Consider the following 26,998-nt stretch of genomic DNA (forward strand, 5'->3'; position numbering starts at 1 on the left):
TGCGGCGCCCGGTGTCTGCCTGCACCGAGTGCCGCAACATCTTTGCGGCGCAGGTGCTGCTATTCGGCATCCTCATTCATGCGCAGATTCCGTCGTTCAAATTCACGTTGGCTGAACGTTGCGCGCTGGACAAGTTCCACATCGTCGAAGCTTGAGCCAATGGCGCCGCCCAGCGTGCCCAGCGAGGCGGCAAGCCATGCAAGGTTGAGGTATTCTTGCATGCTCACTTCATGGCCCAGCTGCGTCGACAGATACTCCTGGTCAATGACCACCAGAGCCGCGGCAAACAGCGCAAGGAACAAGAGAACATACATCGCTGTTGCCGCCAGAGCCACTGTCAACACGGTGGCAACGTTGTACACGACTTTTCGTTCACGCCGGCGGTACCCTTCAGGCTTCTCCCACAGCTGATTGTGGAAAAGCAGCCATAGGCTCAACATCGTGATGCTGCTGATGGTTATGAGGGTAAGGCGTGCATTCGAAAGGTAGTCGGCCATGGACCAGATGCTTGTATAAAACACGCCGAAGGCGCCCGTGGCAGCGGCTCCGGCCATGGCGGAGGACAGCTGCGGCACGAGCTTCCAGGGACGGTTGCTTCGAATCATTCCAATGATGAGCCATAGCCGCGCGCGCAGCCCCTCAATGCTATTGATCTTGGATGATTCGTCTCCGTCATTTTTCCTGCCGCGCATGCTGAAGGCCCGTTCAAAAGCACTGGACCGCGGCGGATCTCCCGTGGCAAGTTCACGCACGATTTCCACCAGCGCTTTTGCCACCGATCCTGGCGTTGCAATCCCCAGGCTGGGAATGCTCAGGGTAGCCGAGGTCTGTGCCTTGTTGATCACCGATCGCACTGGCTGGTTTTGTTCATAGTGGGGCCCGTCGGTGAGGTAGATGATGTAGTCCCATCCGTGCTTTGTACGGAGCCCTGGAATATGGTCGTCAAGGTTCACGCGCCCGGATTCATGCAACGGGAGCGTTAACGGGTCGGCGGTGACTTGCCATGAGTAGGCATACTCATCAAGTTTATTGAGCCTCTTCTCTAGATACCGGCAAACACTATCCGCGAAGGAATGTGCAAGACCTGGATCTGCGATGAGACCCACGGTGCGGACTTCCGGTTCTTTATCGTCCACTGCCCTACCTCGCCAACTACATTGATTCCCTGTCGTGCCAGCCTATGGCTGGCATCGGATTCGGGGGCCGAAGGCCCAGCGATTATTCAGGGTTGTGATGCAAACAAAGCCCAGATATCCGCGTGATTCCGGGGTTTAGGTCAAATGACAAAACGATGCCACTAAGGGGGTTGCTCCACGCTGCACAGCGTGCCACCCTCGGTGGCATCAGGCTTCGTGTTCATTGCAAGAGAAAAGAGGCAGGTCATGGACTACTCAAAACATGCCGAAGACAAACTGCAAACTCCCGTGGATCCCATGAAAGAGCCGGCAGATCCAGAGGTGGACCCGTCGCGGGTGCCTGACCCACGCAAGGTCAAGATCCCTGAAGAAGACCAGTTGGAGGACGAGAAGTCAGAACAGCAGATCAAAAAGGACAAGGCGAAAGCAAAAGATCCTGATAGCGAAGAAACTTCGCAGTTCAATACGGACTGAGCTCGTGGCACCGGCTGCTACGCAGTCCTAGTTAGGATCAAGCGCTCTTCTTCTTAGGAGAGCGCTTTTTCGCGTTCCGCTTCTTCGTATCCGCTGTTTGTTTCGACTTGCCTTGGCGGGTGCCGCGGTCTGCAATGCTGCGCTTCAGCGCATCCATCAGGTTCACGACCTCACCAGGCTCTTCCGTGCTCTCCTTGCCGAAGGTGGCTTCGGTATCAATGTCGTCCCCCTGCTCAATCTTCGCTTCGATGAGCTGGCGGAGCTGTTTCTGATAGTCGTCGTCAAAGTCTTCTGGGGTAAAGTCGCTGCTGTATTGCTCCACCAACGCGGCTGACATGGCCAGTTCTTGTTTGCTGATGCGCGCTGTTTTCTCCGGGGCGGCAAATGCTGCGTCCCTGAGCTCATCGGCCCACATCACGGCCTGAACCACCATGGTTTTGGAGCGTACCCGCAGCACCCCGAGCCGTGTTTTCTGGCGCAGGGCAAATCGGACTACCGCAACTTTTTCCGTTTGCTCCAAGGTCCTGCGCAGCAGTTCGTAAGCCTTGGGAGACTTGGAATCAGGTTGCAGGTAGTAGCTCTTCTCGAGCATCAGCGGGTCGATCTGCTCTGCTGGGACGAACTGGAGGACTTCGATTTCGCGGCTCTTTTCGGCAGGCAGCGCATCCAGATCTGCACCCGTCAGCACAATCGTGCGGTCGCCGTCCTGGTAGGCCTTGTCGATATTCTTATAGGCAATCTTTTTGCCACAGACCTCGCAGCGACGCTGGTATTTGATCCGTCCGCCGTCCTTGGCATGAACTTGGTGCAGCTCGATGTCGTGGTCCTCGGTAGCTCCATAGGCTTTCACCGGAACGTTCACAAGTCCAAAGGCAATTGATCCAGTCCATATAGCTCTCATGCCGACAGTGAAACACCAATTGTCGGTTGACGACATGATCTTTCGTTTCTTCCAGCGCCTGCCAAGGTCCCTGCTGGATTAATCGCAAAGCTCGCTAGGAACTGTAGCTTTCGGCAGGTGGCCAAGGAACATTTGCCGTTAACGGCAAAGCGAGGATCCTCATGGCAAAGAAAGAACAACAAGTTAACGTCGCCGGGCAGACGTTGAAGGTCAGCAACCTCGACAAGGTGATGTATCCGGAAACGGGAACCACCAAAGGAGAGGTGCTTGACTACCTCGTGCGCGCCGCTCCTGCACTGCTGCCTCATACAGCGTGGCGCCCGGCGACCCGAAAGCGGTGGGTCAATGGCGTAGGCACAGCAGAAAATCCGGGCCAGGTGTTTTTCCGCAAAGACCTTGAAGACTCGGCCCCAGACTGGCTCCCCCGCGCCAAGATCCAGCACCAAACGCATACCAATACCTATCCGCTGATCAACGACGAAGCAGCGCTGGCTTGGGCTGGCCAGATGGCGGCCTTGGAGCTCCACGTACCCCAATGGCGTTTCGATGCTTCGCTCAAGCAGCAGAATCCAGACCGGATGGTGTTGGATCTCGACCCCGGACCCGGAGCCGAGCTCAAACACTGTGTGGAAGCAGCGTTCCTCTGCAGGGAGATCCTTCACGGCATGGGTCTGGAGGTTTACCCGGTGACTTCCGGCTCCAAGGGGATCCACCTTTATGCGGCTCTTGATGGAACTTCTACCTCAGACGAGGTCAACGAGGTAGCCAAGGAACTTGCCCGATCTCTAGAACATGAACATCCCGACCTGATCGTGGCGAATATGAGGCGTTCGCTGCGCGAAGGAAAAGTGCTGGTCGACTGGAGCCAAAACAACGGCTCGAAAACAACGGTTGCTCCATACTCGCTGCGCGGCAAGCTCCACCCGACGGTAGCCGCCCCACGGACGTGGAAAGAGCTGGAAGCTGAGGACCTGGCGCAGTTGGACTATCGCGCGGTACTCGACCGCCTCGACGAGGGAATAGATCCGCTCGCAGACTTGGCGGCCAGCTACCGGCAAGAGCAGGACAAGCTGGCGCTCTATCGTGCCAAACGCGATGCCTCGGCGACCCCGGAACCTGTACCTAGTGAAGCCGTGTCGGGAAAAACTCCTAGGCGCTCAGTGAAGGAATCCAGCTTTGTCATCCAGGAGCATCATGCCCGGGCCCTGCATTGGGATTTCCGGTTGGAACATGACGGGGTGTTTGTCTCGTGGGCAGTCCCCAAAGGGCCTCCGCTGGATACAGGCGTCCAGCGCTTGGCTGTCATGACAGAGGATCATCCGCTGTCCTATGGCGGCTTCGAGGGAACGATCCCCAAGGGCCAGTATGGTGCTGGAGAAGTCAAGATCTGGGATTCGGGAACCTGCGTCATTGAAAAGTGGCGTGATGGCCAAGAAGTTATTGCGGTGCTGACCGGCGCACCCGATGGCGGGCTCGGGGGTGTGCCGCGGCGCTACGTCTTGGTTCACGCCCACGGCATGGGAGAAAAGAATAACTGGCTGCTTCAGCTGACCAAGGATCAGCCGCAGGGAGTTGCGGAAACGCGCCCCGCTCCGATCGCCGAGCCTCCGAAGCCGATGCTTGCCCAGCTCGGCACCCGCGAGGATCTGGCTGAAGAGGATGACTGGCAGTTTGAAATGAAGTGGGATGGATATCGTGCCATTGCGATGGTCCATGATGGGCAGGTTGTCTTGTACAGCCGCAACGGAAAACACCTGGAAAAGGACTTCCCGGAGCTTCAGGAACTAGCGGAGCTGGCCGGTGACGGGAGCATTCTTGATGGAGAAATCGTTGCTCTCGATGCCCAGGGGCGTCCCAGCTTTTCCCGCCTGCAGCAGCGGATCTCCCATGAGCGGAAGAAGGCGCGCCGCGACGCGGAAAAGATTCCCCTCCGCCTGATGCTCTTCGACGCTCTCCAGGTGCTTGAAAAAGGCAAGAACGGGAAAGGGCATCATGAAAACCTGATGGACCAGCCCTACCTCACGCGGCGGCGAAAGCTACGCGCGTCGGTTCGCGAAGGAAAACACATCAAAATTCCTGAGTCGTTTTCCGGTTCTCTCGATAAGGCACTGCAGCGCAGCCTCGAACTGGATTTAGAGGGCATCGTCGCGAAAACTACGGACAGCAATTATGAGGCGGGGCGGCGTTCTGAAAGCTGGATCAAGCTGAAGCACCACCTGCATCAAGAAGTCATCGTCATCGGCTGGCGCAAGGGGAATGGAGAACGCCGCCAAAGCATCGGGTCCTTGCTGCTCGCCGTTCCCCAGGAAGGCGAGCTGGAATTCGTTGGCCGTGTTGGGACCGGATTTTCAACCGCCGAGTTGTCGGAGATAAGGCATCGGTTGGAGAAGATCGAGAGGAAAACTCCACCGGTGCGCGGCATACCTCCGCGGTTCTTGAGAGATGTTCACTGGGTGACCCCGAAATATGTGGCCGAAGTCCAATATTCAGAACTTACCAGCGACCGGCACCTGCGCCATCCGGTGTGGCGTGGCTGGCGCGAAGACAAGGAACCAGCGGAAGTCCGCTGGGAACAACCATCAAAGGAGAATCAATGAAACTGCTCGTCAAAATTTTCAGCATGGCCCTATCCCTTGCCGCAGGCTGGGCGGGTGCGAAGCTGGTCAGCGGGATCTGGAAGAAGAGCACCGGTGATACTCCCCCGTCGCTCGGCAACCCCTCCGCTCAGAATGAAGAAGCGGTCGGCAAAGTGCTCGCTTTTGCGGTGATTTCCGGTGCGAGCGCATCAGTAATCCAGGCGCTGACGAAGCGTTGGACCAGAAAGCTCGAGGCGAAGGCGGCGTCTCGTTGAGGCTCGCAGAACGTCCAAAACAATGCTGAGATCCTGTCCCACGGGACGCGTTTTTCTGTGCGCGGCACTGTAGCACAACGGTCTAGGATCTGTGCTTCCCTCAACAGCTCCTTACCTGAATCTTGCTCTTTGATCGTTCATTGCGGGGCCTCCTTGGAGCTCTGGAACCATGGCCGTAGCGTCGAAAGTGCATTCCCGGAGAGGCCGGGAGCAGTCAAGAAGGGAGCACGACCATGGCAGATCAGAACAACCCGGGACAGTTTGGCAATCGCTCTGACACCGAGGAGCAAGCCCGCAAGGGCGGCGAGGCCAGCACCGGAAGTTTCGGTGAAGAAAACAGCGCCGATCCCAGCAAGGCTGGCAAGAAGGGTGCCGAAGCGCAGCCTCACGAGGCCAAGGTGCGGGGCGGAGAGCACAGCCATCAAAATGACTGATCACCCGCATTCCATAGATGATGCTGGAGCCGCACGGCTCCAGCATCATCTCGTTTTAATTCTTCATCTCCCAACCGAGAATCGTCTTCTTTCTGCCCATCGCTAGCGAACACCATCAACTCGTTCTAGAATGAAAAGAAAATACCGCTATACGAAAGTTGACGACATGTCCGAGTACTCAACTCCATTGACCGTCGGCCAGGAAGCACCAGCTTTCTCGCTGAACACCGCTGACAACGAGACCGTTTCCCTGGGCGACTTCGCCGGCAAGAACGTCATCGTGTACTTCTACCCAAAGGCTGCAACCCCAGGTTGCACCACTGAGGCATGCGACTTCCGCGACAACCTGAACTCGCTGCGCGGAGCAGGCTACTCGGTTCTGGGCATCTCCCCAGACAGCCCAGAAGAGATCGCAAAGTTCGCTGAGGACGAGTCGCTGAACTTCCCACTGCTTTCAGATCCGGAGAACCAGGTAGCCAAGGCCTACGGCTCCTTCGGCGAAAAGACCATTGGCGAGAAGACCATCGTGGGCACCCTGCGCTCCACCGCTGTCATCGACACCGAAGGCAAGATCAGCCACGTCGAGTACGGCGTCGACGCCAAGGGCCACGTTGCCCGCCTGCGCGAGACCCTGGGCGTCTAATCTAGACCCAGCATTCTTTCCCTAAATCGTCCCCGGAGATTTCAGCTGATGCTGAAGCTCCGGGGACTTTTTGCATTCCACGGGCAGCCTCGCAGTGAGAGCTCCATACAAGTCCTTTTCACCGCCGGCATGACGCGCATTCCTTTAGGCTTCAGATAGCCTGCGCAGCCAAGCCGAGAGCATTGCCGTCTCCTCAAGTCCGAGTACTTCGGGCCGCGAGTTGGCATATTCCAGCACCTGATGAATAACCGACCTTTGCGAATCAGCCGCAGAGGTTCCGGTGATCGCTGCGATCACGCCATCACGGGTCGCATTCGATAATTCCCAATCCTCTTGAGCAAGAATAATCATCCGCAGCGTCACCCCGATGTTCGTCGCAAGGATGTGCGCGGCGGCCTGCTCCGAAGCGACCACCAAGCGGCCCTGCGCCTCAGCTTTGTCTGTCAAGCTTCGGAGGATTTCGCTAGGCCGCGACTGCGCAGCTGGTGAATATCCCGGACGGATCTTGCCGTACATCAGCGTGTAGAATCCCGGGTTTGCCACGCCGAAGGCAACATGGGCATCCCACCCATCCCGAAGATCCTGGATCGGATCCCCGGAGCTTTCATGGGATTCCTTCTTGGCCAGATAAAGGTCGAACCCTCGCTCTACTACCGCTTCCAGCAGCCCCTGTTTGTTGCCGAAGAAGTGGTACAGGGTGGGCATTTTGACGCCGACTTCCGCGCAAATCGCGCGCAGCGACACATCCTCGCCGGGTTCCGCGGCAATCATCTGCGCCGCGACCTCCAAAATCCGAGTTCGTGTATCACCTCGACCATCTTCTGTCATACTGCTATAGTAGCCCATATCACCGATACATAACCTTGTATTGGTGTCATAGCGAGAAGGAGCAAGCATTGAGCACCCACACCCTCAAAGGCAAGAATGTCCTCGTTGCAGCAGGAGCCAAGAACCTGGGCGGGCTGATCAGCCGCCAGGCCGCCGAGGCCGGAGCAAATGTCGCAATCCACTACAACTCCCAATCCACGCTCCCGCAGGCCGAAGAAACTTTGGCCGCGGTCCAAGCCGCAGGAGTCCGCGGAGTCATCCTCACCGGAGACCTGACCAAGCCCCAAGCAGTCGAGCAGCTCTTCGCAGACGCCGAAGCGGCGCTTGGCAAGATTGACGTCGCGGTGAACACCGTCGGCAAGGTGCTGCGCAAGCCGATCGTCGAAACCTCGGAAGAGGAATACGACTCGATGTTCGACATCAACAGCAAGGCTGCGTACTTCTTCATCAAGGAAGCAGGCCTCCGCCTCAACGACGGCGGCAAGATCATCACCATCGTGACTTCCCTGCTCGCAGCCTTCACCGACGGCTACTCGACCTATGCCGGAGGCAAGAGCCCTGTGGAGCACTTCACCCGCGCAGCCGCCAAGGAATTTGCAGGCCGCGGGATTTCGGTCACTGCCATCGCACCGGGCCCCATGGACACCCCGTTCTTCTACGGACAGGAAACCCCTGAGCGAGTTGCGTTCCACAAGTCCCAGGCACTGGGCGGCGAACTGACCAAGATCGAGGACATCGCGCCGATCGTTTCATTCCTCGCCACCGACGGCTGGTGGATTACCGGCCAGACCATCTTTGCCAACGGCGGCTACACCACCCGATAGAACCAAAGGAGAACAATCATGAGCAGCATTTCCCTCCCCGAGCCGGTGGCTTCCTTCTGGGAAGCAGTCAACGCGCACGATGAACAGGGCTTCCTCGATGCCTTCACCGCCGAAGGAGCAGTGGACGACTGGGGCCGGACGTTCACCGGACGCAAGGAAATCAAGGCATGGAGTGACAGGGAATTCATCGGCGCCCGCGGAACGCTGGAGATCCATAGCGCCTCGGACGAGAACGGGCAGATCATCGTCGTCGGTGACTGGAAGTCCAATTACGCCAATGGACTATCCAAGTTCACTTTCGAGACCAGCGGCGGGAAACTCGACAAAATGACCATCCGCGAAGGCTGACAATTTTCTCTTGCGGGCTGCGGCATCCGAATGCATATTGAATTCCGGATGCCGCAGCCCGTTGGCCCGCTCCAACCGTTTCACATAGAAAAAGAAGGCTCCTGCCATGAAGAACCCGCGAACCGGCTATCTCTCGCCGATGCGACCTCGAAATCCCGAAGAGCAGCACCGCGCCGCCAGCCCACTGGAACTGTTTTTCGACCTGGTCTTCGTCGTTGCAGTCTCCTTCTCCTCGGTTCAGTTTCACCACATGTCAGTCGAAGGCCATCTTGGCAGCGGGCTTCTGGGCTACCTCATGGTGTTCTTCGCGATCTGGTGGTCGTGGATGAACTTCACCTGGTTCGCAACATCTTTCGACACCGACGACTGGCTCTACAGAATCCTCACCTTCGTCCAGATGACCGGTGTCCTTGTCCTGGCTTCCGGAGCCGCCGCGGCCATGGAAGACCATGACTTCACGATGATCACCATCGGATACGTCATCATGCGACTGGCGCTTGTCTCGCAGTGGATTCGCGCAGCCGCAAACAATCCCGAACTGCGCACCACCGCAATTCGCTATGCGCTGGGAATCGCCATCGTCCAGGCGGCCTGGATAGCGCGGCTTTTCCTGCCCGAGACGGCAGGGTTCATCGGATTCTTCGTCCTGGTCATCGCAGAGATCGCTGTGCCGGTCTGGGCCGAATCCCACCGTGCCACGCCCTGGAATACACACCACATCACCGAGCGCTATGGGCTGTTCACCCTGATCCTGTTGGGCGAATCGATCCTTGCCTCAGCGAACGCTGTAGTGGAAAGCCTGCACACCACCCAGAACATCAATCTCTTGCTGATGATTGCCGGCTCCGGGCTGGTGACTGCCGCCGGGATGTGGTGGATCTACTTCTCGCGCGAGCACCACACGCTGATTACCTCGCTGCGCACCTCGCTCACCTACGGCTACTTCCACTACCTCATCTTCGCCGCCGCCGGCGCCTTCTCGGTGGGAATCGAGGTGGCCATCGACCAGGCGGCAGGAGAATCAAAGACCACAGGGGCTCTTGCCGCAGCGACGCTCACCCTTCCCGTGGCAGTTTTCGTCATCGGCATTTGGCTGCTGGTTCTTCGAAGTGAACTCTCCCGTGCAGGGAACATCGGTTTCTTCACCGGCGTGTGCGTAATTCTGCTGGGAATGCCCCTGGCGTCCATACTTCCGGTGGCGTTCACGGCGCTCGGAACTGTTATCTGCGTTGTGGTCCTGGAAATCGACAAGGCAAAACACCTCAGCGCCGCACCGAATTAGACAGCAGCCCGAGTGCAGTGAAGCCGGACCTCGCACTAGGCAAGGGCCGGCTTCACTGCAGAACCGCAAAAGGACTGCTAGGCCCGCGGGTCCACGATGATCTTCACATGGTGCTCATTGTTGTTGATCAGCTGGTCGAAGCCCTGGGAAATCAGCTCGTCCAAACCAATGCGCCCGGTGATGAACTTGGACAAGTCGATCTTGCCGCTGCGCACCAGCTCGATGGTGTCCGGATGGTCGGAGGCGTAGCCGATAGTGCCGCGCAGGTCGATCTCCTTGAGCACCAGCTTTGGCATATCCACCTGCGGCTTGTGGCCCCAGATCGAGACGTTGACGATGGTTCCTGCAGGGCGCACCGCATCAAGCAGCATGTCCAGCACTACCGGCACCGAGGAGCATTCGAAGCCGACGTCCGCGCCGCGTCCGCCGGTCAATTCTCGGACCTTATCAGCCACGTCGCCCTCGCGCGGGTCGAAGACCTGGTCGGCCACTCCGGTTTCCCGGGCCTTGGCCTTGCGGGCCTCGGAAAGCTCGGAGATGTAGACGGTCAGGCCTTCAGCCTTGAGCACCGCCGCGGTCAGCAGCCCGATGGGGCCGGCGCCGCCGACGATGGCCACCTGTCCCGCCTTGGCTCCGGAGCGCACAAAAGCGTGGTGGCCCACCGACAGCGGCTCGATCAGCGCCGCCTCATCCAGCGGGATCTCGCCGATCGGGTGCACCCAGCGGCGCTGGACGACGATCTTCTCCGAAAGCCCGCCGCCGCGCCCGCCCAGGCCGATGAAGTTCATGTCCTTTGACAGGTGGTAGGGCTGGCCCTGACTGGTGTCCACGTCGTCTGCGATGATGTAGGGCTCCACCACGACGTTCTCTCCAACCTCCAGGTCGGTGACGCCCTCGCCCAGGGCGGTGATGGTGCCGGAGAATTCATGGCCCAGGGTCACCGGCGCGCTCTCCCCGGAGATCGGGTGCGGATGGCCAGCCGGCGGGACGAAGATCGGCCCTTCGAGGTACTCGTGCAGGTCGGTTCCGCAGATGCCGCACCAGGCAACGTCGATGGCCCCGGTCCCCGGCTGCAGGACCGGTTCGTCGATATCCTCGATGCGGATGTCTTTTTGGTCGTAAAAACGTGCTGCTCTCATGGAAGCTCCTGAACCAATCAACCTGACAGGTACGGCGGATGCTCGTACACGATCCACGCTACCGGGATGCCTGGATGTTGAACACCCTCAGTTCGCGGCTAGTACACCGGTTTGGCTCCGGTCACCTCCAAGACAGTGCCGGTAATGTAGCGTGCTTGCGCGGAGGCAAGAAACAGCATGGCATCCACAATCTCGGCCGGTTTGGCGATGTGCCCCAGCGGCACCGTAGAGTCCAGCTCGCGCACGGCGTTTTCGGCATCCAACCCGCGGTGCTCGAAGCCGCTGCGCAGCATGGGGGTGTCGACCTCATTGGGGCACACCGCATTCACTCTGATGCCTTGCGCTGCATGGTCGCGGCCCATGCATTTAGTCATCGTGATCAGAGCGCCCTTGGCAGTGCAGTAGGCAAGATGCCCGGGCCCCGGGTATAGACCCCAGGCCGAAGCCGTATTCACGATGGCCCCGCCGCCGTTGTCGATCATTGGTTTAAGTACGGCGCGCGAAAGTCTGAAAGCGGCGCTAAGGTTGACCTCCAACGCTTCGTCCCACATCTGATCTGTGGTCTGCTCAGCGGTGCCGCGCGGGATGCTTCCGGCGTTGTTGAAGAGCAAGTCGACTCCGCCGAAATGACGTACCGCGTGATCCACTAGATCTTGGCAATACTCCGGAACGGTGATGTCCCCAGGCATCGCCTTCAGCTGTTGACCGAAGCGCTGTTCCAATTGGGCGCATTGGTCAGCATTGCGGCCCGCCGCCACTACATTGGCTCCCGCAGTGATGAGGCGGCTGACCAGTTCCTTGCCAATTCCTCCGGTGGCTCCGGTGACAATGACGGTTTTCCCTTGAAAATTCATTCTTTCTCCTTTGCGACCAACTGCGCCGGCCGCAAAGGAGAAAGACTCCTAGCGAGTGGCTGGCAGGGTGTCGGTCAATGACACAATGCGCTGGCGAACGCGCTGGGCGCCTTCGAGCAGCTCATTGATTTTCTGCGTTTCAATTTTGTCCGTGCCGATTCGATGGCGCGGAGCGATATAGGCGAGGGAAGCTACCAGGTCTCCGCCAGCGCCGCGCAGCGGCACCGCAACCGAGATGATTCCTTCTTCCAACTCATCAACAGTGCTGGCCCACCCCTGTTCTCGCACTGCTTGCAGCTCTGCGTCGAGACCCTTCCACGTGGTGATAGTGACAGGTGTCAACTTCTCCAACTTATTGCCGGTGGCCACCCGGATCTCGTCCCGGTCCAGTTCTGCCAGAAGCAACTTTCCGGTGGCGGAAGCATGCAACGGCCAGCGCATGCCCTTCATATCCGACATCGTCACACCAATGGAGCGCGGCGCAGCCTGCTGGACCAGGTCCAAATCGTACTTTCCTCGGCGCACACTCAAAGTCACCGTTTCATTCATCGCATCTGCGACTTCTTCCACGACATCGCTGACCCGGGATACCAGCCCCGCAGTCGGGTCGACGTCCTGGGCGATACGTGCCAGATCCCAGCCGAGGAAATACAAGGTGTCCTGGCGATCGACGAATCCCTCTTCCTCTAAAGTTAACAGCAGACGAAATACCGTGGCCCGTGGCAACTGTACGCGCTTGGCGATCTCTGTAACGGTCTGCCCGTTGCCTTTAGCCGCCAGTGCACGAAGCACCGCAATGGCTCTGGATACCGAGCGGTTTGCGGATATCCCGCCGGAAGTTTTTTCGGTCGTCTCGCCCATCGTGGGGTCACAGCCTTTCAGGTAGTTTGCTACCAGCCTAGCCGTTTGACCGCACAGCGAACACTTCGATCAGCACTTTCGCTGGTTTTTGACGCGCGTGAATCCAGCAGCACCGTCGAGGGGAAGCACCCGAATCCCATCAAGATGATGGATCAGTTTGCGTTCGCTGCACCCCCGGCGTCGAATCCACAAAAATCGGCGTTCAGCATCGATCTCATCAAGTACCGCGTGAAAGGAAACTCCCCTTGGGGTGCGCACCGAGACAAGGTCTCCCGCGCGCAGCCTGTCCCAGTGTTGCACCGGGGCATTTGCGAGGTCATTCATGGTCATTTGCAGCCACTTTCCTTTTAAACAGTCTGTGCAGAGTCCGTCGTTAGAAGTTGCCGGGCCGCCATAGAGATTAATGCGCTATCGGTGCTCACCGGCATGAATTTGAAGCCGAGCTCGACCATCCGCCGAGCCAAGCCAATCTCCCCCGCATACACCCCGGGGACAACTCCTGCGGCGGCGGCACGCTGCGCGATCTCTCGCAACACGTGCTGTTGATCTCCCAGGGTCAGTTGCTCTAGGGTCCACCCACAGCTCAAAGCCAAATCATAGGGACCTACAAAGATGGCATCCGGGCCGGCGGCAAGAATCTCGTCAATATTCTCCAGCCCTTTCGCCGTTTCAATCATGAGCGCCACCAGGGGATCGCTTTCAACTAACCCCGGTGTCTGCACCGGGTAACGGGGAATTAATCGCGTCGGCCCGTAACTGCGTTTTCCCCTCGGTGCAAACCTGCAAGTTTCAATAATTCCCAGGGCTTGCTGCGCGGTCTCCACGGTAGGAACAATGACAATACGTGCACCTGCATCGATCGCACGTCCAAGATGCCCTACCTCATTGCTCGGTACTCGCACTCCGGCCGGAATGCCATATACGTGCGCAGCTTCGAAAAGCGCGCGATAATCGGCTAATTCTGCATGTCCATGCTGTCCGTCAACGCAAACCCAGTCAAAGCCTTCTGCAGCACCCGTCTCGACAACAGCCGCATCCCTATAGGTGATCCATAAGCCAAACTTCGCTCTTTCGTCACTCAAATTCAACGAAGGCTGCGTCTGATTGCTGGTTCGAGCACTCGTACCGTAAATCTTCATCTTCCAAACCCCTTGCATTGCAGGACCGCTGAATTGTCGATTGGCTCACAACTGAAACTCTACTCTTATGTTCATCCAGCAATCAATCTATTCATTCAATGAACACTTATGTTAATCGGGGACAGCTATCCCGCAACACCACAAAGGGGCTGAGGGATAGCTGTCCACCGAGAATCCGACTTAGCGGCGGGTTACCAACATCATCATGGAAGTATCCAGGTGTTCGTTGCTGTCCTGGCCGTTGGCCAGGGCTTCAGCCTCCTCCTTGCTTCGCACCACAGGCACGGATCCGAGCAGCGGCCGAGCGGCGGTTTCACGCAGCTTGAACGTGGCCACCAAGGCAACCACAGAGAAGAACATGATGTAGTAGGCCGGAGCGAAATGATCACCGGTGACGTTCACCAAAATCTGGCTGACCAGCGGGGTGGTACCGCCAAAAATCGATATCGCCAGGTTATGGGTAACGCCAACTCCCCCGTACCGAGAGGCCGTGGGAAAGAGTTCGGACATTACAGAACCTGTCAATGCCAAGAAGAAGGCACTTGGCAGCATCACCAGCGCCAACGAAACATACAGCGACCACAGTTCGCCAACATGCATCAAAGCGAACGCTGGAACCAAAAGAACCAGATTGCCGATGGTGGCCATAACATAAATCGGACGGCGTCCTATCTTGTCAGACCAGATGGCGATAATGGGAATAAGAATCGCCTGGACCACGAGCACCGCCACCGCCGCGACAGCCGTGTGCACGGCAGGGGAACCAATTTCCGCTTCCAGATATGTCGGCATGTAGCTGGTAAGCATGTAGGAGGACGTGCCATCTGCGGCAATCAAGGCACAGCCGATCAAGATCTGCGGCCAGTAATGACGCAGAATATTAGGCAAATTATGGCGAATGAAAATCGGGTTGACGTCGCCCTCTTCTGACAATTCCTGAGCGGCCTCAAAACTGGGCGACTCAGGAATACGATGGCGAAGCATGATGGCAACGATGCCCAGGGGAAGAGCTACCAAGAATGGAATTCGCCAACCTCCATCAAGCATTGCGCTTTCACCCCATGCTGAAGTCGTGAGCATGGTTGTTGCCGCCACCACCGCGGCACCGGCGGCAAATCCCAGCATTGAACCGGAGTTCAGCAGCGCTGTCATGAATCCACGGCGGTTGTCCGGGGAAAATTCGGCTACGTAAGTGGCAGCCCCTGAATACTCGCCTCCGGTAGAGAATCCCTGCATCATCTTCAGCAGATACAGGGGGATAATCACCCACAGCCCGACCTGTCCCGCCGTGGGAAGCAAACCAATCAACGTGGTCGCTGCAGCCATAAGGGCAATGGTAAAGAACATGACCTTTCGGCGTCCGATCTTATCCCCGATCGGTCCGAGAATCATGCCGCCCAAGGGGCGAACTACGAACGAAACCGCAAAGCCCAAGAGCGTCACCAGCAGTCCCATGGTTTGATCCATGCCTTCAGTGAAGACCGCCGTCATGGTCACCGCCAGGTAGCCGTAGACGCCGATGTCATACCACTCGATGAAATTGCCGATACCGGCCCCGAACTGTGCACGGCGCAGCTCTTCCTTGTCCACCACAATGCAATCGTCAGCTCGCAGCCGCCGAGTGGTTTTCGGCAGCGCGGGGCGCTGCAATTTCGATGATTCGCTCACCATATTCTCTTTCCTGCCGGGAACAATGCGGGCATCAGACGCCCGGAGTGATGTACTGGCCCACACTAGGCCCCACAACATCGTTTTGAAGCGTTCAACTAATGATCACTTGATTTATCTAGTGAACATTAACCTGCGGTGATTTACAACACGTTTTCAAAAATTCCCGACGTACCCGAGCGCGGAAAAACTCGAAATGCACTGAGAACTTCAGCGTGACGTGCAAGAAAGCGGATCTGGTCGAAACTGAAACTTTCTACTGTTCCAACCAAGGAAACTCGTCGAGTTTTCTCAGATTCCCTCTAGCGCTATGCGCACGCTAACTGATAGCGTGACTGTAGTCCAGCGTTCATTCAATGAACTTTACGACCGCTGGATGCTCTTTTTCCTTCGCCTTTCTAATTCGCGGAGTTCCACCATGAACTGTTTCAACTGCTGGGGTACCATGAGTCGTTATGCCATGACCACCGGCCAGACGGTCCCATTGGATGCCGTCACCGCGTCGCATAAAAGCAGTTTCACTTCCACGGCAGGCCGAACGCCCAGCACGCTGCTCTCACTTAAGCGATAGCAGCGGCTGCGTCCAGAACTGTCTTGCCCGAATTTCCCGGGCACTTCGATGCCCTAATTCTCAGGTCAGCGCATTATTTCGGCATGCTCAGATGCCTCTTCATAGTTACGCACCCTTAAATGAGAAGGTGAAGTGAACATCCCCCTGTTCCGTGGGCGCAAGCCCCTCAGCGCCAACCCGACCCTTAATCTCACCGGCGCTGGAATCGCCCTTATTGCCGTCTGTTACGGACTCGCCCGGTTTGGCTACGGTTTCTTTACACCAATCTTTCGCACCGAATTCAGCCTCTCCCCTACGACCATCGGATTCTTTGCTTCAGCGTCCTACATCGCATACTGCGCAGCAATCATTGCGGCCACGCTGCTGACAACTTCCTTGGGCGCCCGCAATCTTGTCATTGCTTCCGGCCTTTTGGCGGCCGGTTCAATGGCCGGGATCGCGTTGGCCCCCAATGCGTCCGCATTAGGGACCGCGGTCGCCGCTACGGGATTCTGCACGGGCTTGGTGTCCCCACCCTTGGCGACTGTGATCGCTGAGAATGTTGCACAGAAATATCAGAGCCGAGTGCAGACAATGGTGAATTCCGGAGCTGGCGTAGGTGTGGTGATCAGCGTTCCCATCGCAATGACTGTTTCAAGTCACTGGCGACTATCCTGGCTGCTGTTTGCGGCGCTGGCTCTTGCAGCCACCTTATGGATCACGCGCAGCGCCCCACGACCGCTCCCGCGTTTGTCGCCGGATATTCAGCTCGCCGATACAGGTCTAAGAATCCGCCTGCTCCCGCGCCCGGCCTTCCCGGTTGGAAGCATCCGTTTGATTTCCGCCTCCGCTCTGCTCGGCGCCAGTTCCACCGCAATGCTGACTTTCGGACGCGATTTCCTCATCGTCGTTGGCCAGCAATCAGCAGCAATCACGACCACCGCCTGGGTGATGCTCGGTGCCAGCGGATTAGTTGGAGCAGCCGCTGGAAGTCTTAGTGCGCGTTTTGGCCTAGGGCTCTCGTGGTTCTTCGGCTGTGTGAGTATGAGCGTAGCGTCCTTGGTACTGATCGTTTGGCCAAACAGCTCCTCACTCGGGCTGATCTCCATGACATTGTTCGGCGCCGCCTACACCACCTCTGCCGGATTCCTCTTAGTTTGGTGCATACAGGTCTATTACCGCGCTCAATCGGTGGGCGTGGGCATGGCATTCCTCGTTATCGCGTTAGGGCAAGCCATAGCAACACCGCTATTTGGCTTCCTCATGGTTCAGTTTGGCGCGGCCATGCCGTTCTATGCAGCAGCCGCCTGTGGTCTTGCCGCCGGACTCATCATGCCCCGGATTTCTGTACTGCCGATTACGACGCTGATGGAAATCATTCCCGTGGACCAAAATCCTGATCCTCAGATGCCTGCCCAAACGTGAATAGCATGCCGGATTAACTCAGCCGCTGTTTCCACCGGAGCACTGCCATAAGCAGTCCGCTGTGGCTTGGCACCATCCACTGCACGAGAACCATGTTGTGTCCGTTCCAAGTGCTTGATGTTGCAGCCGTAGTCCATGACAGAACGCCGCTGGTTTATCTTGAAAACCAGCGGCGTTCTGTCATCTTGGAGCAACGTCACTCATTCAAATATCGATGTTCCGGCTTCACATTTGCTGCGCAGCACAAACCTTCTCACTCAGCATTCCTACCAAATATCGCCTATGGTGTATCCCTCTGGAAACGGATCGGTGGGGTCCAAGACGTATTTGCTGAATCCGGAAATCCAACACTGTCCGCTGATGGTGGGAACGATGGCTTGCTGCCCATGCAGCATGGTTTCCTCGACTATCCGCCCGGTAAAACGAATCCCCAGCAGTCCCTCATTCAGCAGACTGTCCCCCGGCATCAAGTTGCCCTTCGCGTATTCAACCGCCATGATGGCACATGTTCCCGTACCGCAACATCCACGATCCAGCGCTCCGGTCCAGGTTTCAGGTCGCTCGAAATCAACCTCACCAGACAACATCACGTTCGATGTGCGGATATCGACTCCCGGCGTAGGAGAAGGAGCACGCATTATGGAGAGGGTAATGCCGACTCCCGGATAGTCGGGGTGTTCCACCGGCAGCTGTTCCTAGGCTGCTTTCGTCACCAAAGCTGAAATTCTAATAATTTCTTTCCCCTGCTCTGGAATCAGCTCTAAATGCTGGAACTGCGTGGCATCAATGATGACGTAGAACATTCCGCCCCATGCCACATCGACGGTGACCGGCCCCAGATGCGGGACCTCTATCACCTTATCCATGTACACCGGAAACGACGGGACGTTTTGGAAAGTGACCTGTGTGGCCTTGCCGTCCTTGCATTCTGCTGTGATCGGGATCAGTCCAGCCGGAGCCTCAAGATTGAAAGATGTCACCGGCTCCTGCATGCGCACCATCCCCGTCTCTAAAAGAGCCGCGGCCACTGCAAGGACGTTGCCGCCGCTCATCATAGGGTATTCGACTTGTTCCATGATGATGAACCCAGCATCGGCCCGTGGATCTTTTGCTGGAACGATGAGGTTGGCGCATAGCGCCGGCACACCACGCGGCTCGCGCAGCATCAGCTTTCGCAGCTGATCATCGTTCTTTTCCATCCAACGCGCCATTTCATAGACAGAGTTGCCCGGGATGGTGGGCACTCCGCTGGTTATTACCCTCAGTGGAGCCCCTTCGTGGACTTCAACCGCGTCAAACATTCTTTTAAACGCCACAGTTATGCCTTTCTGAACTTATTTCTTTGCCGCGCAAGGCTTTACTAATGAACTGCCGGTGGAACAAGAACGAGTTTGCCCATGTGTTTTTTCGACAAAAAGTCTTCTTGAGCGAGGGAAATCTGCTCCAGAGGGTAAACCTTGGCAACGTGCGGTCGAATTTCATTGCGTTCCACATAGCCGATCAAGTTCTCAAAGATGTGGTCGTCCTGGAATGTGCATCCCAGGACGCGCAGATCATTGAGGTAGATCGTGCGCAGGTCCACCTCAGTTATCGGGCCGCCGATCGCCCCGGCGATTGCATAGCGCCCGCCCTTGCGTAATGCGGACAGACGCTCATTCACGCCTTCTCCGCAGACCACGTCCAGCACCACATGAACCGGTTCATTCAGTTCCTTCGACAACTCCGCCGAACGATCCAAGACTTCGTCCGCGCCCTGCTGCAACACCGTCTGCACCTTTGACGCCCCGCTCAAGGCAATGACATAAGCGCCGCGCCGCTTAGCAAGCTGTACAGCGGCCAAGCCGACTCCACCGGATGCGCCGGTAACCAAGACGCGCTCGCCTGCTTCCACGCCGGCACGATCGAGCATTAGCTCTGCCGTCGAATAGGCACAGGGAACCGCAGCAAGCTCCTCATCGCTCCAGTCGCTGTCCACCTTGTAGGTTTCCCGCGAGGGTGCCACAGCATACTGAGCGAAGCCTCCGTTGCATTCGCTGCCAAAGGTCCAGCATTCCCACGGACGGTAATCCACATAGCTGCGCAGCATATTGCGCACCAGCACACGCTCGCCCAAACGGGATTCAGCTACGCCTTCTCCTACAGCAACGATCTCTCCACAAACATCCGCACCCTGGATCAACGGAAATTTCAACGAGGCTCCAGACCAGCTAGCGTCCTCTTCGTCCGTCTGTTCAAAACCCGTCGCGCCTCCCCGCTCCGTGGCCTCTGAAATTTGTTTTGAGTACCACCCGATACGGGTGTTGATATCCGTGTTATTTACTGCGGAAGCTTTGACGTTGATCAAGACTTCCCCGGGCCCGGGACTCGGAACTGCAACGTTTGTCCGATATTCAAGCTTTTCAATGCCGCCGTGCCCGGTTAGCACCACAGCCGCCATGGTTTTGTGTTCAGTCATCAAAGAATCCTTTCGATCGAGGTTCCCTATATTTTTCTGCCCCGCAATGGACAACAGGAGGAACGGGAGAAGCTATAACGTTCAAAAATTGAACACTTACGTTCATAAATTGAACGTACTCGAGTAACTTAGGATTCAAAGACCATAAAGGTCAAGAGTCTTGAGCCAACCGGCGGAAATGTTTCTTGACGGACATTATGCAAAAATGGCGAAAACAGCAGGAGACATTTCAAATGACGCACGAAGTGCCAGCGGGTGAACCCAGCAATCTGGCGAACAAGTCGGTAATCAAGGCCCTGGGAATACTTTCGGCCTTAGGTAACTTCCCGAACGGAGCTACTGCCACCGACCTTGCAGAAGCGACCAAGACGTCCCGCCCAACCGTCTTTCGCATGTTGTTGAGCCTAGAAGCTGCGTCTTATGTTGAACGCAACGACTCGACCTACCACCTCGGATGGGAGCTGCTGCGCCTTAGCCGGCTACCGCATCTAGACCGTGGGCTGGCGCTGAGGGTCGAGCCCATCTTGGACAGGTGCGCCAAAATGGTCAACGAAACCGTCAATTTCGCGCTCTCCGGTCCTGACGGCTACTTCGACATCGTGGCAGAAGGATCCTCCCACCGCATTCTCACGACGGAGGAGCAGTTCATCGGCAAGCACTTCCCCCCTCACGCAAGCAGTTCAGGAAAGCTTCTACTTAGCGAGCTACCAAGCGCTCAGGTTGCGGCATTGCTGCCGGAAGCCCTGGAAAAATTCACGGAACGCACCATCACCTCCCGCGAAGCACTGCAGCACGAATTGGCGCAGATCAAGTCCCAAGGCTTTGCGGTGTTAGACGGTGAGCTAGAAGACGGGCTTTACTCGTTGAGTGTTCCGGTGCGCGCCGCAGAGGGCGAGCTCATTGGCGCCATCGCCGCCTATGGGCCATCCGAGCGAATGAAGCGGCAAGGGGCACAGCGCATCGCAAAGCAACTGCAAGCAGCAGCGAAAGAAGTCGCCCAGGCTCTGGTTTCAAGGAATTAAAACCAGGCCGGTTCAGCTGCCGGAAACATAATCGTGCCCAGTGGACCTAGGTCCACTGGGCAGCGGTGATCTTAGTTTTCGTCGAGCGCTTGGGCAACTTCCCTGGACACACGCAGACCGCTTTCGATGGCCCCATCGAAGAATCCCGCCCACAGGTTGGCAATGTCGGCTCCCGCCAAGTGCAGATGACCCTCAGGCCGCTGCAACTCCGCTTGGCTTTGGGAATAGGCCCCGGGTCGGTGGATCAACCACGTTTCTTTAGCGTGCGGATCGGCGTTCCAGTCGTGTGCGGCAATTTCCAGCACTTCGAGGTCGTCGCGCCACACCTGCAACGCTTTAGATACTTCTTCGACACTGGTGACATCAATGCGCGAGGCGTCCGCGCCGAAGGAAACAAGAACGGCGTCGTCTTCGCCTACGAATTCGGTACGCACGACCGACAACGGATGGTCCTTGGTGGAGTAGGCAAAGAATGGCTTGATAGGACCCTTCACGCGAATCCATAGCTTGACGCCCTGAGATGCGGTACCTGCCTGGCTCGCTTGACGCTTGGCTTCGGACAGCGGCGGGGTGATGTCCAGTTCGTGCAGGATGTTCAGCGGGGCAGTGAGGATGACCTTGCGGGCGCGAAGTGTTGAACCATTCTCCAGTGCAACGCTGACGCCTTGGTCATCGTGCTCAATAGCAGTCACCGGAGCATTGAGCCGGACTTCTCCTTTAATATCTGCGGCAATGGACTTTACCAGCTGATCATTGCCGTCCTTGAGGCGGTACACCGAGCTTGCTTCGTGCATGACCTTCCAAGCGCCGGATGTAGCGGCGGTCCAACGAATTGCAGCGCTGAAGCCGACCTGGTCCAACGGGCCGTTACAGTGCCCTACCCAAGCCGCCTCGTTGGCCTGGCGTTCGTCATCGCTTAAATCGAGTGCATCCAACGCCTGCTGCAAGGTCAGCTGGTCTGCGGCGGCGAAATCTTCGTCCGAAGCAATCAGGTCAGGACGCGGCAGCAGTTTGCCAGAGGCACCAACCAACGCTTCCATCCCCGGGTCGATCAAATCCATAAAGCCGGGAAGATCGCCCTTTTGCAGCTCCCCGTTGGCGAACCAATAGGTTTCTTCGGCCCTGGCAAGCCGATCAGCTTCTAGGCCATAACGGGTGACCTCGGACCATACGTGGGGCTGGGTCCAATGCATCCAGTTGCCGCCGAGCTCAAGATACTTCCCAAAACGCTGTTCGGTATACAAGCGCCCGCCCAAGCGGTCCCGCGCCTCCAAAACTATTACTTTCTTGCCGCGTGCACTTAGTTCACGTGCGGCGGTCACTCCCGCCAGTCCTGCGCCAATGACAATGACATCGGCGTCATAGTTCGTGCTCATGATGCTTCTCCTAAGCTGTTGGTTCTCGTTCCTTCGAGCATAGGAAGCATCACTGCGCACTTCATTCATACAGAGCTATGATATTCAGATAATTTTATGACCTATTGCTAAAGGATTTTTGTTGTGGCTTCGCTGCTCAGCATTGCAGATCTCATTGCCGATCCGACCTTGGACACCTCGGTGCTCGCCGGAGCCAGCGGTCTACACAGAACCGTCCGGTGGGCCCAGACCAGCGAATCCGCTGAACCGTGGCGTTGGCTCGGCGATGAGGAGCTGCTCATGACCTTGGGACTGAACTTGCCCGTTCATCCCGAACAGCAGGCCGAGTTTATTCGCCATGCGCATCAGGCAGGAATCGCCGGAATGACTGTGGGTCAAGATGGTCTGGCCCCCGAGTTGAGTCCTGAGATGCTGGAGGAAGCTGATCGACTGGCTTTTCCGCTGTTGTCCACCGGACCGCAGACTCCCTTTGTCGTCATCGCCCGCACCGTCGCTGCGGTGACCACCAATGAACTCAACCGCGGGGTCCTCATTCTTTCGCGGCTATACCAAGAAGCAGGAAGCCGTTCATCCCAAGAAAAAAGGCGCGGGGATTGGCTGGAAAAGCTCTGCGGCGTCAAAGCAGCAGTTCAGGATACCGGCACCGAATGCATCGTGATCGGCGACGTTCCCAACACTGCCATCCGCCGGCACTCTCTGCCCACACTTCGGGCGACGCAACTGCTGCTTTCGGTTGAAGCAGAGCTGGATTCGCTAGTTCTGGTGCACCTCAAACAAATCCTCACCGTAGACGCCAATGCGCTGCTGCAGGCAGCTGACAGCGCAATTGCCTCAGGAGATGCCACATTGCGCTTGGCGTTGGACGGCCGGGTAAGTGAAACGGAGATCCAGTCCGGGCGGTGGTTGCGGCCAAGTGAACCGTTTCGCGTATTATGCGGCAGTGAATCCGCCCTTGGCACTATCGCCATGTTCCTAACATTGCGCGAATTGACGCCGCTAGCTACGGCATGGAAGCGGCGAACCTTAGCAGTCGTCAGGCAGCAGGATTTACCGGCGCTTGAGGCACTGATACAGAGCACCAGTATCAAGCTGGGAATGAGTGCTCCGTACTACCGCTTCGCCGATCTTCCCGGAGCAGCGGAAGAGGCGCATAGTGCCTTCGACTGCGCCACGGACCAGCTGCCATTGGCAGAATTCTCCGGACTGCAGGTTTCGCTGCTGGCCCGTTCGCGCAGTGAAGCCGAGCAGATATGCCGCAGCGTACTCGGCGGCTTGAGCGCAGATACCGCCTCGGTGAACACCTACAGGGAATCACTTTTTTCCCTGCTGGATCACGACCTGCAATGGCAGCATACGGCATCCGCTCTGGGCATTCACCGGCAGACTCTCGTCTACAGAATCAAGCAGGCTGAAGCACTATGCGGACGCAGTGTTCGCCGGGTAGCGGATCTTTCAGAACTTTATCTGGCCCACCGGGCATGGCAACTGCTCAAGAAGCAGTAATCCAGTACCACCAGAAAACGATTCGGCGTCGACGCCCGTCCCGCGGACCCCGTTTGTTCACATGGCCCTGATGTGGACACCCGCAGCTTCCCACGCTTGCCCTTAAGTGCGGGATTTCCGCGAAAGTACGCTTTCAAAAGTCCACCATGCGAAAAATACTGTTGACTGGATCACAGCAAGAAGCCTATCCTTTCATTCAGTAGATAATCATTACGTTCATTCAGTGAACATTAAACTTTGTGGGAGAACTTTATCAGCAGAGTTTCGGCGGTTCCTGCGGATTGGCCTCATCACCGGGCAAAGCAGGGCGGGGCTATGAGCAAGCCTGGACCGGCCGCAAATTCTCAAAGAAAGACAGGGACGTTACCGGCGGAACACTGATGCTTTCAAAAAAAGCGGCATCCGGTACAGGCAGCAATTTTGGCTGCCGGAGATTTATGAGGCGGGAAAATGTCAGAGTCACAATCCAAGCGAAACCAGCTCACCGGCCCCTCACGCCGACTGCGGGCTGAGGATTGCATTATTGCCGATAAAAAGTCACTCCATCAGGCCCAGATCGGCGCTGGCGTGGGAAACTTCATTGAGTGGTACGACATCGGGGTTTACGGATACCTCGCGGTGTTAATGACAAGGGTCTTCACCGAGGGCATGGATCAGGCTTGGGGCTTGCTGGTCACACTCCTGGGTTTTGCCGTGTCATTTGTCGTTCGGCCGATCGGAGGCATGATTCTCGGTCCATTGGGCGATCGCATTGGACGACGCAAGGTCATGCTCTTCACCATCTTGCTTATGGCTGCAGCAACAACATTGATAGGACTGCTTCCCAGCGCCGGCCAAGTCGGCCTGTGGGTCATCATTCCGCTGTACCTGCTGAAGATGCTGCAAGGCTTCTCCACCGGCGGCGAGTATTCCGGCGCCGCCACCTACATTGCCGAGTTCTCTCCGGACGGCCGCCGCGCCTTTATGACCTCCCTGCTCAATGTCGGATCGCAACTGGGTTTCGCCGCTGGCGCCGGAGTCGTGGCCCTCACCACCATCATCGCCGAAAACAACTTCGGTCCGGACGCCATGCTCAACGGCGGATGGCGCATCCCGTTCCTTTTGGCCCTCCCCCTAGGCATCGTTGCCGTGTCTTTGCGCAGCCGCCTTCCGGAATCCCCTGCTTTCGAGGTCGCCTCGGAAGTTCCGCTCGATCACGACCCTGATTCGATCTTCGTCCGCCACAGCCTTCCACGAGTGATCAAACTGTATTGGCCTCACATTCTGGTCGGCATGGCGCTGATCGCTGCGGACGGTACCAGCTCCTATACCTTGACGAGTTACATGCCCACCTACCTCGAAACCCAGGTCGGCATCCACGCTTCGCATACGGCACTGGCGGCCGTGGTGATCCTGGCCGTACAGGCAGCCATGATTCCTTTATTTGCCCTACTGGCAGACAAGGTAGGACGCAAGAAGGTATATATGATTGCCACCATCGGCAATTTGGTTCTCCTGCTTCCCGCCTTTGCCCTTATGCAAACCGGCACCATTGGATCGCTGTACCTGGCATTATTCCTGGTTTCAGTGCCAAGCTCGGCCTTCCTGGCATTGACCGCATGCGTAATGTCGGAACTATTTCCCACAGCTTCGCGCTATACCGGCGTCGGCATCACACACAACCTCGCCATTTCCATTTTCGGTGGCACCACTCCACTAATTTCTCAAGCACTCGTGCAGTCCACCGGCAAATGGTACGTGCCGGCCATCTATGTCATGGCATTTTCGCTGATCGCACTCTTGGCGTTATGCAAAATGCGCGAGACCGCCGGTCGTCCACTACTGGGTTCCTTCCCGGTTGTGGCCTCTAACGAGGATGCTGTGGAACTCGCTGGCGGTCAAGACACCGACCCGAGGATTGATACAACAACTTTCCCGCTCACAGCGGTCAAGTAACAAAAATATATTAGATTAGTCTCCTAATTTGCGGGGCGGGCTTAGAGGTCCGCCCCGCTCTTTTTGCCCTTTACCCACAATGATCCGAAAACAAAATAATTCATAGAATGAACACTATAGTCATGGAATGGATGTTTTGTTATCCTAGAACTGCGGGGCCTTTGACGAGAGACACCGCAAATCGAGGCAGACACGGTGAAATTTCAGACCCTTGTCCTGGCGGCGCCGTTATGCGGCACATCGACCTGTCGTCCAGGAGCAAGCAGGTCTGCTTGAGTTCCGGAGCGGCGCATCGCCCGACTCTCCCATACTTCACTGTGTCTGCCTCGCCGTGTATCAGCGAAAGGTTATGATCATCAAAGCTATTCAAATCACCGAGTTCGGCGGCCCCGAGGTTTTACGTTTGGCAGACGTTCCGGTGCCAGGCATTTCGCCGACAGATATTTTGGTGCGCACCGAAGCTATCGGTGTCAATTTCATCGACACCTACTACCGCGAAGGCGTCTATCCAACCGATCTGCCCTTCATCCCGGGCGATGAGGCGTCCGGCGTGGTGGTGGAAGTCGGCACGGCTGTTTCCGATATTAAGGTCGGCGATCGGGTCGCCTGGACCTCGCCGCACGGCTCCTATGCCGAATTCGTTGCAGTACCGGCTGCAGCGGCGGTCATCATCCCAGAGGGGCTTAGCCCGGATCTTGCCGCTTCCTGTCTGGCACAGGGAATGACAGCGCACTACCTCGCACACTCAACCTACGAGATTCAACCTTCGGATCACGTGCTCATTCACGCCGGTGCCGGTGGTGTAGGCCTGTTGCTGACCCAGATGGCGGCCGCTCGGGGAGCCACGGTCATCACCACCGTCTCCAGCCCCGAGAAAGCCAAACTCTCCACCTCCGCCGGTGCCGCGCATGTCTTGGATTACGGCCCCCAACTGGCACAGCAAGTTCGCGAGCTGACCGACGGACAAGGCGTTGCAGCGAGCTATGACGGCGTCGGAGCGGCAACGTTCCGCGCCTCACTTGATGCCACGAGGGCTCGCGGCACTGTGGTGCTTTTCGGCGCCGCCAGCGGTCCGGTACCGCCCCTGGATCCCCAAGAGCTGAATAAGGCCGGCTCCCTGTTCCTCACGCGCCCAACTATCAGCGATTACACCCGTGACCGGGCAGAACTGCTCTGGCGTGCGGAATCGGTGCTTCGCGGCATACAGGAAGAAAAGCTCTCGGTGACCATTGGAGGCCGTTACGCCTTAGCAGATGCAGCCCAGGCGCACCGCGACCTTCAGGAGCGGCGAAGCTCCGGTGCCCTGGTGCTCATCCCCTAACCTGAGAACAGTCGAAAAACATAGTGAAG

26 protein-coding genes are annotated in these 26,998 nt (G+C 57.4%); 14 read left to right on the forward strand and 12 right to left on the reverse strand.

Annotated features, from left to right (window positions below):
* Positions 1-59: 59 nt before the first annotated feature.
* Positions 60-1,136, reverse strand: coding sequence for a hypothetical protein (locus AUR04nite_RS02825; RefSeq protein ID WP_170184062.1), 1,077 nt, complete (start codon positions 1,134-1,136; stop codon positions 60-62).
* A gap of 246 nt (positions 1,137-1,382) precedes the next feature.
* Here AUR04nite_RS02825 and AUR04nite_RS02830 point away from each other — a divergent pair, with 246 nt between their 5' ends.
* Positions 1,383-1,610: a hypothetical protein gene (locus AUR04nite_RS02830; RefSeq protein WP_141361720.1), complete on the forward strand. Its 228-nt coding sequence runs from the start codon at positions 1,383-1,385 to the stop codon at positions 1,608-1,610.
* Between the two features lie 37 nt (positions 1,611-1,647).
* Here AUR04nite_RS02830 and ku read toward each other — a convergent pair whose 3' ends face one another.
* Positions 1,648-2,547 (reverse strand): non-homologous end joining protein Ku, encoded by a 900-nt coding sequence (gene ku, locus AUR04nite_RS02835; RefSeq protein WP_407646643.1) that lies wholly within the window; start codon positions 2,545-2,547, stop codon positions 1,648-1,650.
* Between the two features lie 125 nt (positions 2,548-2,672).
* Between ku and AUR04nite_RS02840 the strand changes: the two genes are divergently transcribed.
* The 4 genes from AUR04nite_RS02840 to bcp all read left to right on the forward strand — a co-directional run bounded on the left by AUR04nite_RS02840 (position 2,673) and on the right by bcp (position 6,439).
* A complete protein-coding gene (locus AUR04nite_RS02840) occupies positions 2,673-5,108 on the forward strand; it encodes an ATP-dependent DNA ligase (protein ID WP_141361722.1) in 2,436 nt (811 codons plus the stop codon).
* Positions 5,105-5,362, forward strand: a complete 258-nt coding sequence (locus AUR04nite_RS02845; protein ID WP_141361724.1) for a DUF4235 domain-containing protein — start codon at positions 5,105-5,107, stop codon at positions 5,360-5,362. Before AUR04nite_RS02840 ends, AUR04nite_RS02845 begins: the two co-directional genes overlap by 4 nt.
* A 233-nt stretch (positions 5,363-5,595) precedes the next feature.
* Entirely contained in the window at positions 5,596-5,796 is a 201-nt protein-coding gene (locus AUR04nite_RS02850; protein ID WP_141361726.1) for a hypothetical protein, read from the forward strand.
* 166 nt (positions 5,797-5,962) lie between these two features.
* The gene (gene bcp / locus AUR04nite_RS02855) at positions 5,963-6,439 is read left to right on the forward strand and encodes a thioredoxin-dependent thiol peroxidase (RefSeq protein WP_141361728.1); all 477 of its coding nucleotides are present in this window, start codon (positions 5,963-5,965) and stop codon (positions 6,437-6,439) included.
* A 144-nt stretch (positions 6,440-6,583) separates the two neighbouring features.
* Here the strand turns inward: bcp and AUR04nite_RS02860 are convergent, their stop codons facing one another.
* Positions 6,584-7,267: a TetR/AcrR family transcriptional regulator gene (locus AUR04nite_RS02860; protein WP_141361730.1), complete on the reverse strand. Its 684-nt coding sequence runs from the start codon at positions 7,265-7,267 to the stop codon at positions 6,584-6,586.
* A 68-nt stretch (positions 7,268-7,335) separates the two neighbouring features.
* Here AUR04nite_RS02860 and AUR04nite_RS02865 point away from each other — a divergent pair, with 68 nt between their 5' ends.
* The 3 genes from AUR04nite_RS02865 (at position 7,336) to AUR04nite_RS02875 (ending at position 9,721) form a co-directional block, all read left to right on the forward strand.
* Positions 7,336-8,091 (forward strand): SDR family oxidoreductase, encoded by a 756-nt coding sequence (locus AUR04nite_RS02865; protein ID WP_141361732.1) that lies wholly within the window; start codon positions 7,336-7,338, stop codon positions 8,089-8,091.
* An 18-nt stretch (positions 8,092-8,109) separates the two neighbouring features.
* Positions 8,110-8,439 carry a nuclear transport factor 2 family protein gene (locus AUR04nite_RS02870; RefSeq protein ID WP_141361734.1) on the forward strand — a complete coding sequence of 110 codons (330 nt, stop codon included), beginning with the start codon at positions 8,110-8,112 and terminating at the stop codon, positions 8,437-8,439.
* A gap of 106 nt (positions 8,440-8,545) precedes the next feature.
* Positions 8,546-9,721, forward strand: coding sequence for a low temperature requirement protein A (locus AUR04nite_RS02875; protein WP_246055300.1), 1,176 nt, complete (start codon positions 8,546-8,548; stop codon positions 9,719-9,721).
* Positions 9,722-9,798: 77 nt separating this feature from the next.
* Here the strand turns inward: AUR04nite_RS02875 and AUR04nite_RS02880 are convergent, their stop codons facing one another.
* The 3 genes from AUR04nite_RS02880 to AUR04nite_RS02890 all read right to left on the reverse strand — a co-directional run bounded on the left by AUR04nite_RS02880 (position 9,799) and on the right by AUR04nite_RS02890 (position 12,575).
* Positions 9,799-10,860: a 2,3-butanediol dehydrogenase gene (locus AUR04nite_RS02880; RefSeq protein WP_141361736.1), complete on the reverse strand. Its 1,062-nt coding sequence runs from the start codon at positions 10,858-10,860 to the stop codon at positions 9,799-9,801.
* Between the two features lie 98 nt (positions 10,861-10,958).
* Entirely contained in the window at positions 10,959-11,714 is a 756-nt protein-coding gene (locus AUR04nite_RS02885; RefSeq protein WP_141361738.1) for an SDR family NAD(P)-dependent oxidoreductase, read from the reverse strand.
* A 48-nt stretch (positions 11,715-11,762) separates the two neighbouring features.
* On the reverse strand, positions 11,763-12,575 hold the full coding sequence (locus tag AUR04nite_RS02890) for an IclR family transcriptional regulator (RefSeq protein WP_141361740.1): 813 nt from the start codon (positions 12,573-12,575) through the stop codon (positions 11,763-11,765).
* Positions 12,576-12,620: 45 nt separating this feature from the next.
* Between AUR04nite_RS02890 and AUR04nite_RS02895 the strand changes: the two genes are divergently transcribed.
* A complete protein-coding gene (locus tag AUR04nite_RS02895) occupies positions 12,621-12,926 on the forward strand; it encodes a hypothetical protein (protein ID WP_141361742.1) in 306 nt (101 codons plus the stop codon).
* On the opposite strand, the gene AUR04nite_RS02900 is transcribed toward AUR04nite_RS02895, so the two are convergent.
* Both AUR04nite_RS02900 and AUR04nite_RS02905 read right to left on the reverse strand, forming a co-directional pair.
* Positions 12,923-13,714, reverse strand: coding sequence for an HpcH/HpaI aldolase family protein (locus AUR04nite_RS02900; RefSeq protein ID WP_170184063.1), 792 nt, complete (start codon positions 13,712-13,714; stop codon positions 12,923-12,925). The genes AUR04nite_RS02895 and AUR04nite_RS02900 overlap by 4 nt on opposite strands.
* A 180-nt stretch (positions 13,715-13,894) precedes the next feature.
* Positions 13,895-15,385, reverse strand: a complete 1,491-nt coding sequence (locus AUR04nite_RS02905) for an MFS transporter (protein ID WP_141361746.1) — start codon at positions 15,383-15,385, stop codon at positions 13,895-13,897.
* Between the two features lie 700 nt (positions 15,386-16,085).
* Between AUR04nite_RS02905 and AUR04nite_RS02910 the strand changes: the two genes are divergently transcribed.
* Positions 16,086-17,357: an MFS transporter gene (locus AUR04nite_RS02910; RefSeq protein ID WP_141361748.1), complete on the forward strand. Its 1,272-nt coding sequence runs from the start codon at positions 16,086-16,088 to the stop codon at positions 17,355-17,357.
* Positions 17,358-17,623: 266 nt separating this feature from the next.
* Here the strand turns inward: AUR04nite_RS02910 and AUR04nite_RS18060 are convergent, their stop codons facing one another.
* Genes AUR04nite_RS18060 through AUR04nite_RS02920 form a run of 3 tightly spaced genes read right to left on the reverse strand, consistent with a single transcriptional unit; the run spans position 17,624 to position 19,812 of the window.
* On the reverse strand, positions 17,624-18,040 hold the full coding sequence (locus tag AUR04nite_RS18060; RefSeq protein ID WP_218024621.1) for a proline racemase family protein: 417 nt from the start codon (positions 18,038-18,040) through the stop codon (positions 17,624-17,626).
* A gap of 12 nt (positions 18,041-18,052) precedes the next feature.
* Complete coding sequence (locus AUR04nite_RS18065) at positions 18,053-18,658, reverse strand: proline racemase family protein (RefSeq protein ID WP_246055327.1); 606 nt, start codon at positions 18,656-18,658, stop codon at positions 18,053-18,055.
* Between the two features lie 59 nt (positions 18,659-18,717).
* On the reverse strand, positions 18,718-19,812 hold the full coding sequence (locus AUR04nite_RS02920; protein WP_246055303.1) for an alcohol dehydrogenase family protein: 1,095 nt from the start codon (positions 19,810-19,812) through the stop codon (positions 18,718-18,720).
* 233 nt (positions 19,813-20,045) lie between these two features.
* Here AUR04nite_RS02920 and AUR04nite_RS02925 point away from each other — a divergent pair, with 233 nt between their 5' ends.
* Positions 20,046-20,834, forward strand: coding sequence for an IclR family transcriptional regulator (locus AUR04nite_RS02925; protein WP_170184064.1), 789 nt, complete (start codon positions 20,046-20,048; stop codon positions 20,832-20,834).
* Between the two features lie 71 nt (positions 20,835-20,905).
* On the opposite strand, the gene AUR04nite_RS02930 is transcribed toward AUR04nite_RS02925, so the two are convergent.
* A complete protein-coding gene (locus AUR04nite_RS02930) occupies positions 20,906-22,210 on the reverse strand; it encodes a flavin monoamine oxidase family protein (protein ID WP_141361752.1) in 1,305 nt (434 codons plus the stop codon).
* 123 nt (positions 22,211-22,333) lie between these two features.
* Here AUR04nite_RS02930 and AUR04nite_RS02935 point away from each other — a divergent pair, with 123 nt between their 5' ends.
* From AUR04nite_RS02935 to AUR04nite_RS02945, 3 genes are all read left to right on the forward strand, one after another.
* A complete protein-coding gene (locus tag AUR04nite_RS02935; RefSeq protein WP_141361754.1) occupies positions 22,334-23,713 on the forward strand; it encodes a PucR family transcriptional regulator in 1,380 nt (459 codons plus the stop codon).
* 450 nt (positions 23,714-24,163) lie between these two features.
* On the forward strand, positions 24,164-25,648 hold the full coding sequence (locus tag AUR04nite_RS02940; RefSeq protein ID WP_141361756.1) for an MFS transporter: 1,485 nt from the start codon (positions 24,164-24,166) through the stop codon (positions 25,646-25,648).
* Between the two features lie 349 nt (positions 25,649-25,997).
* Positions 25,998-26,969: a quinone oxidoreductase family protein gene (locus tag AUR04nite_RS02945; protein ID WP_307723220.1), complete on the forward strand. Its 972-nt coding sequence runs from the start codon at positions 25,998-26,000 to the stop codon at positions 26,967-26,969.
* Positions 26,970-26,998 lie beyond the last annotated feature (29 nt).

The organism is Glutamicibacter uratoxydans, assembly GCF_006539925.1.
In the GTDB taxonomy this organism is placed as follows: Bacteria; Actinomycetota; Actinomycetes; order Actinomycetales; family Micrococcaceae; genus Glutamicibacter; species Glutamicibacter uratoxydans.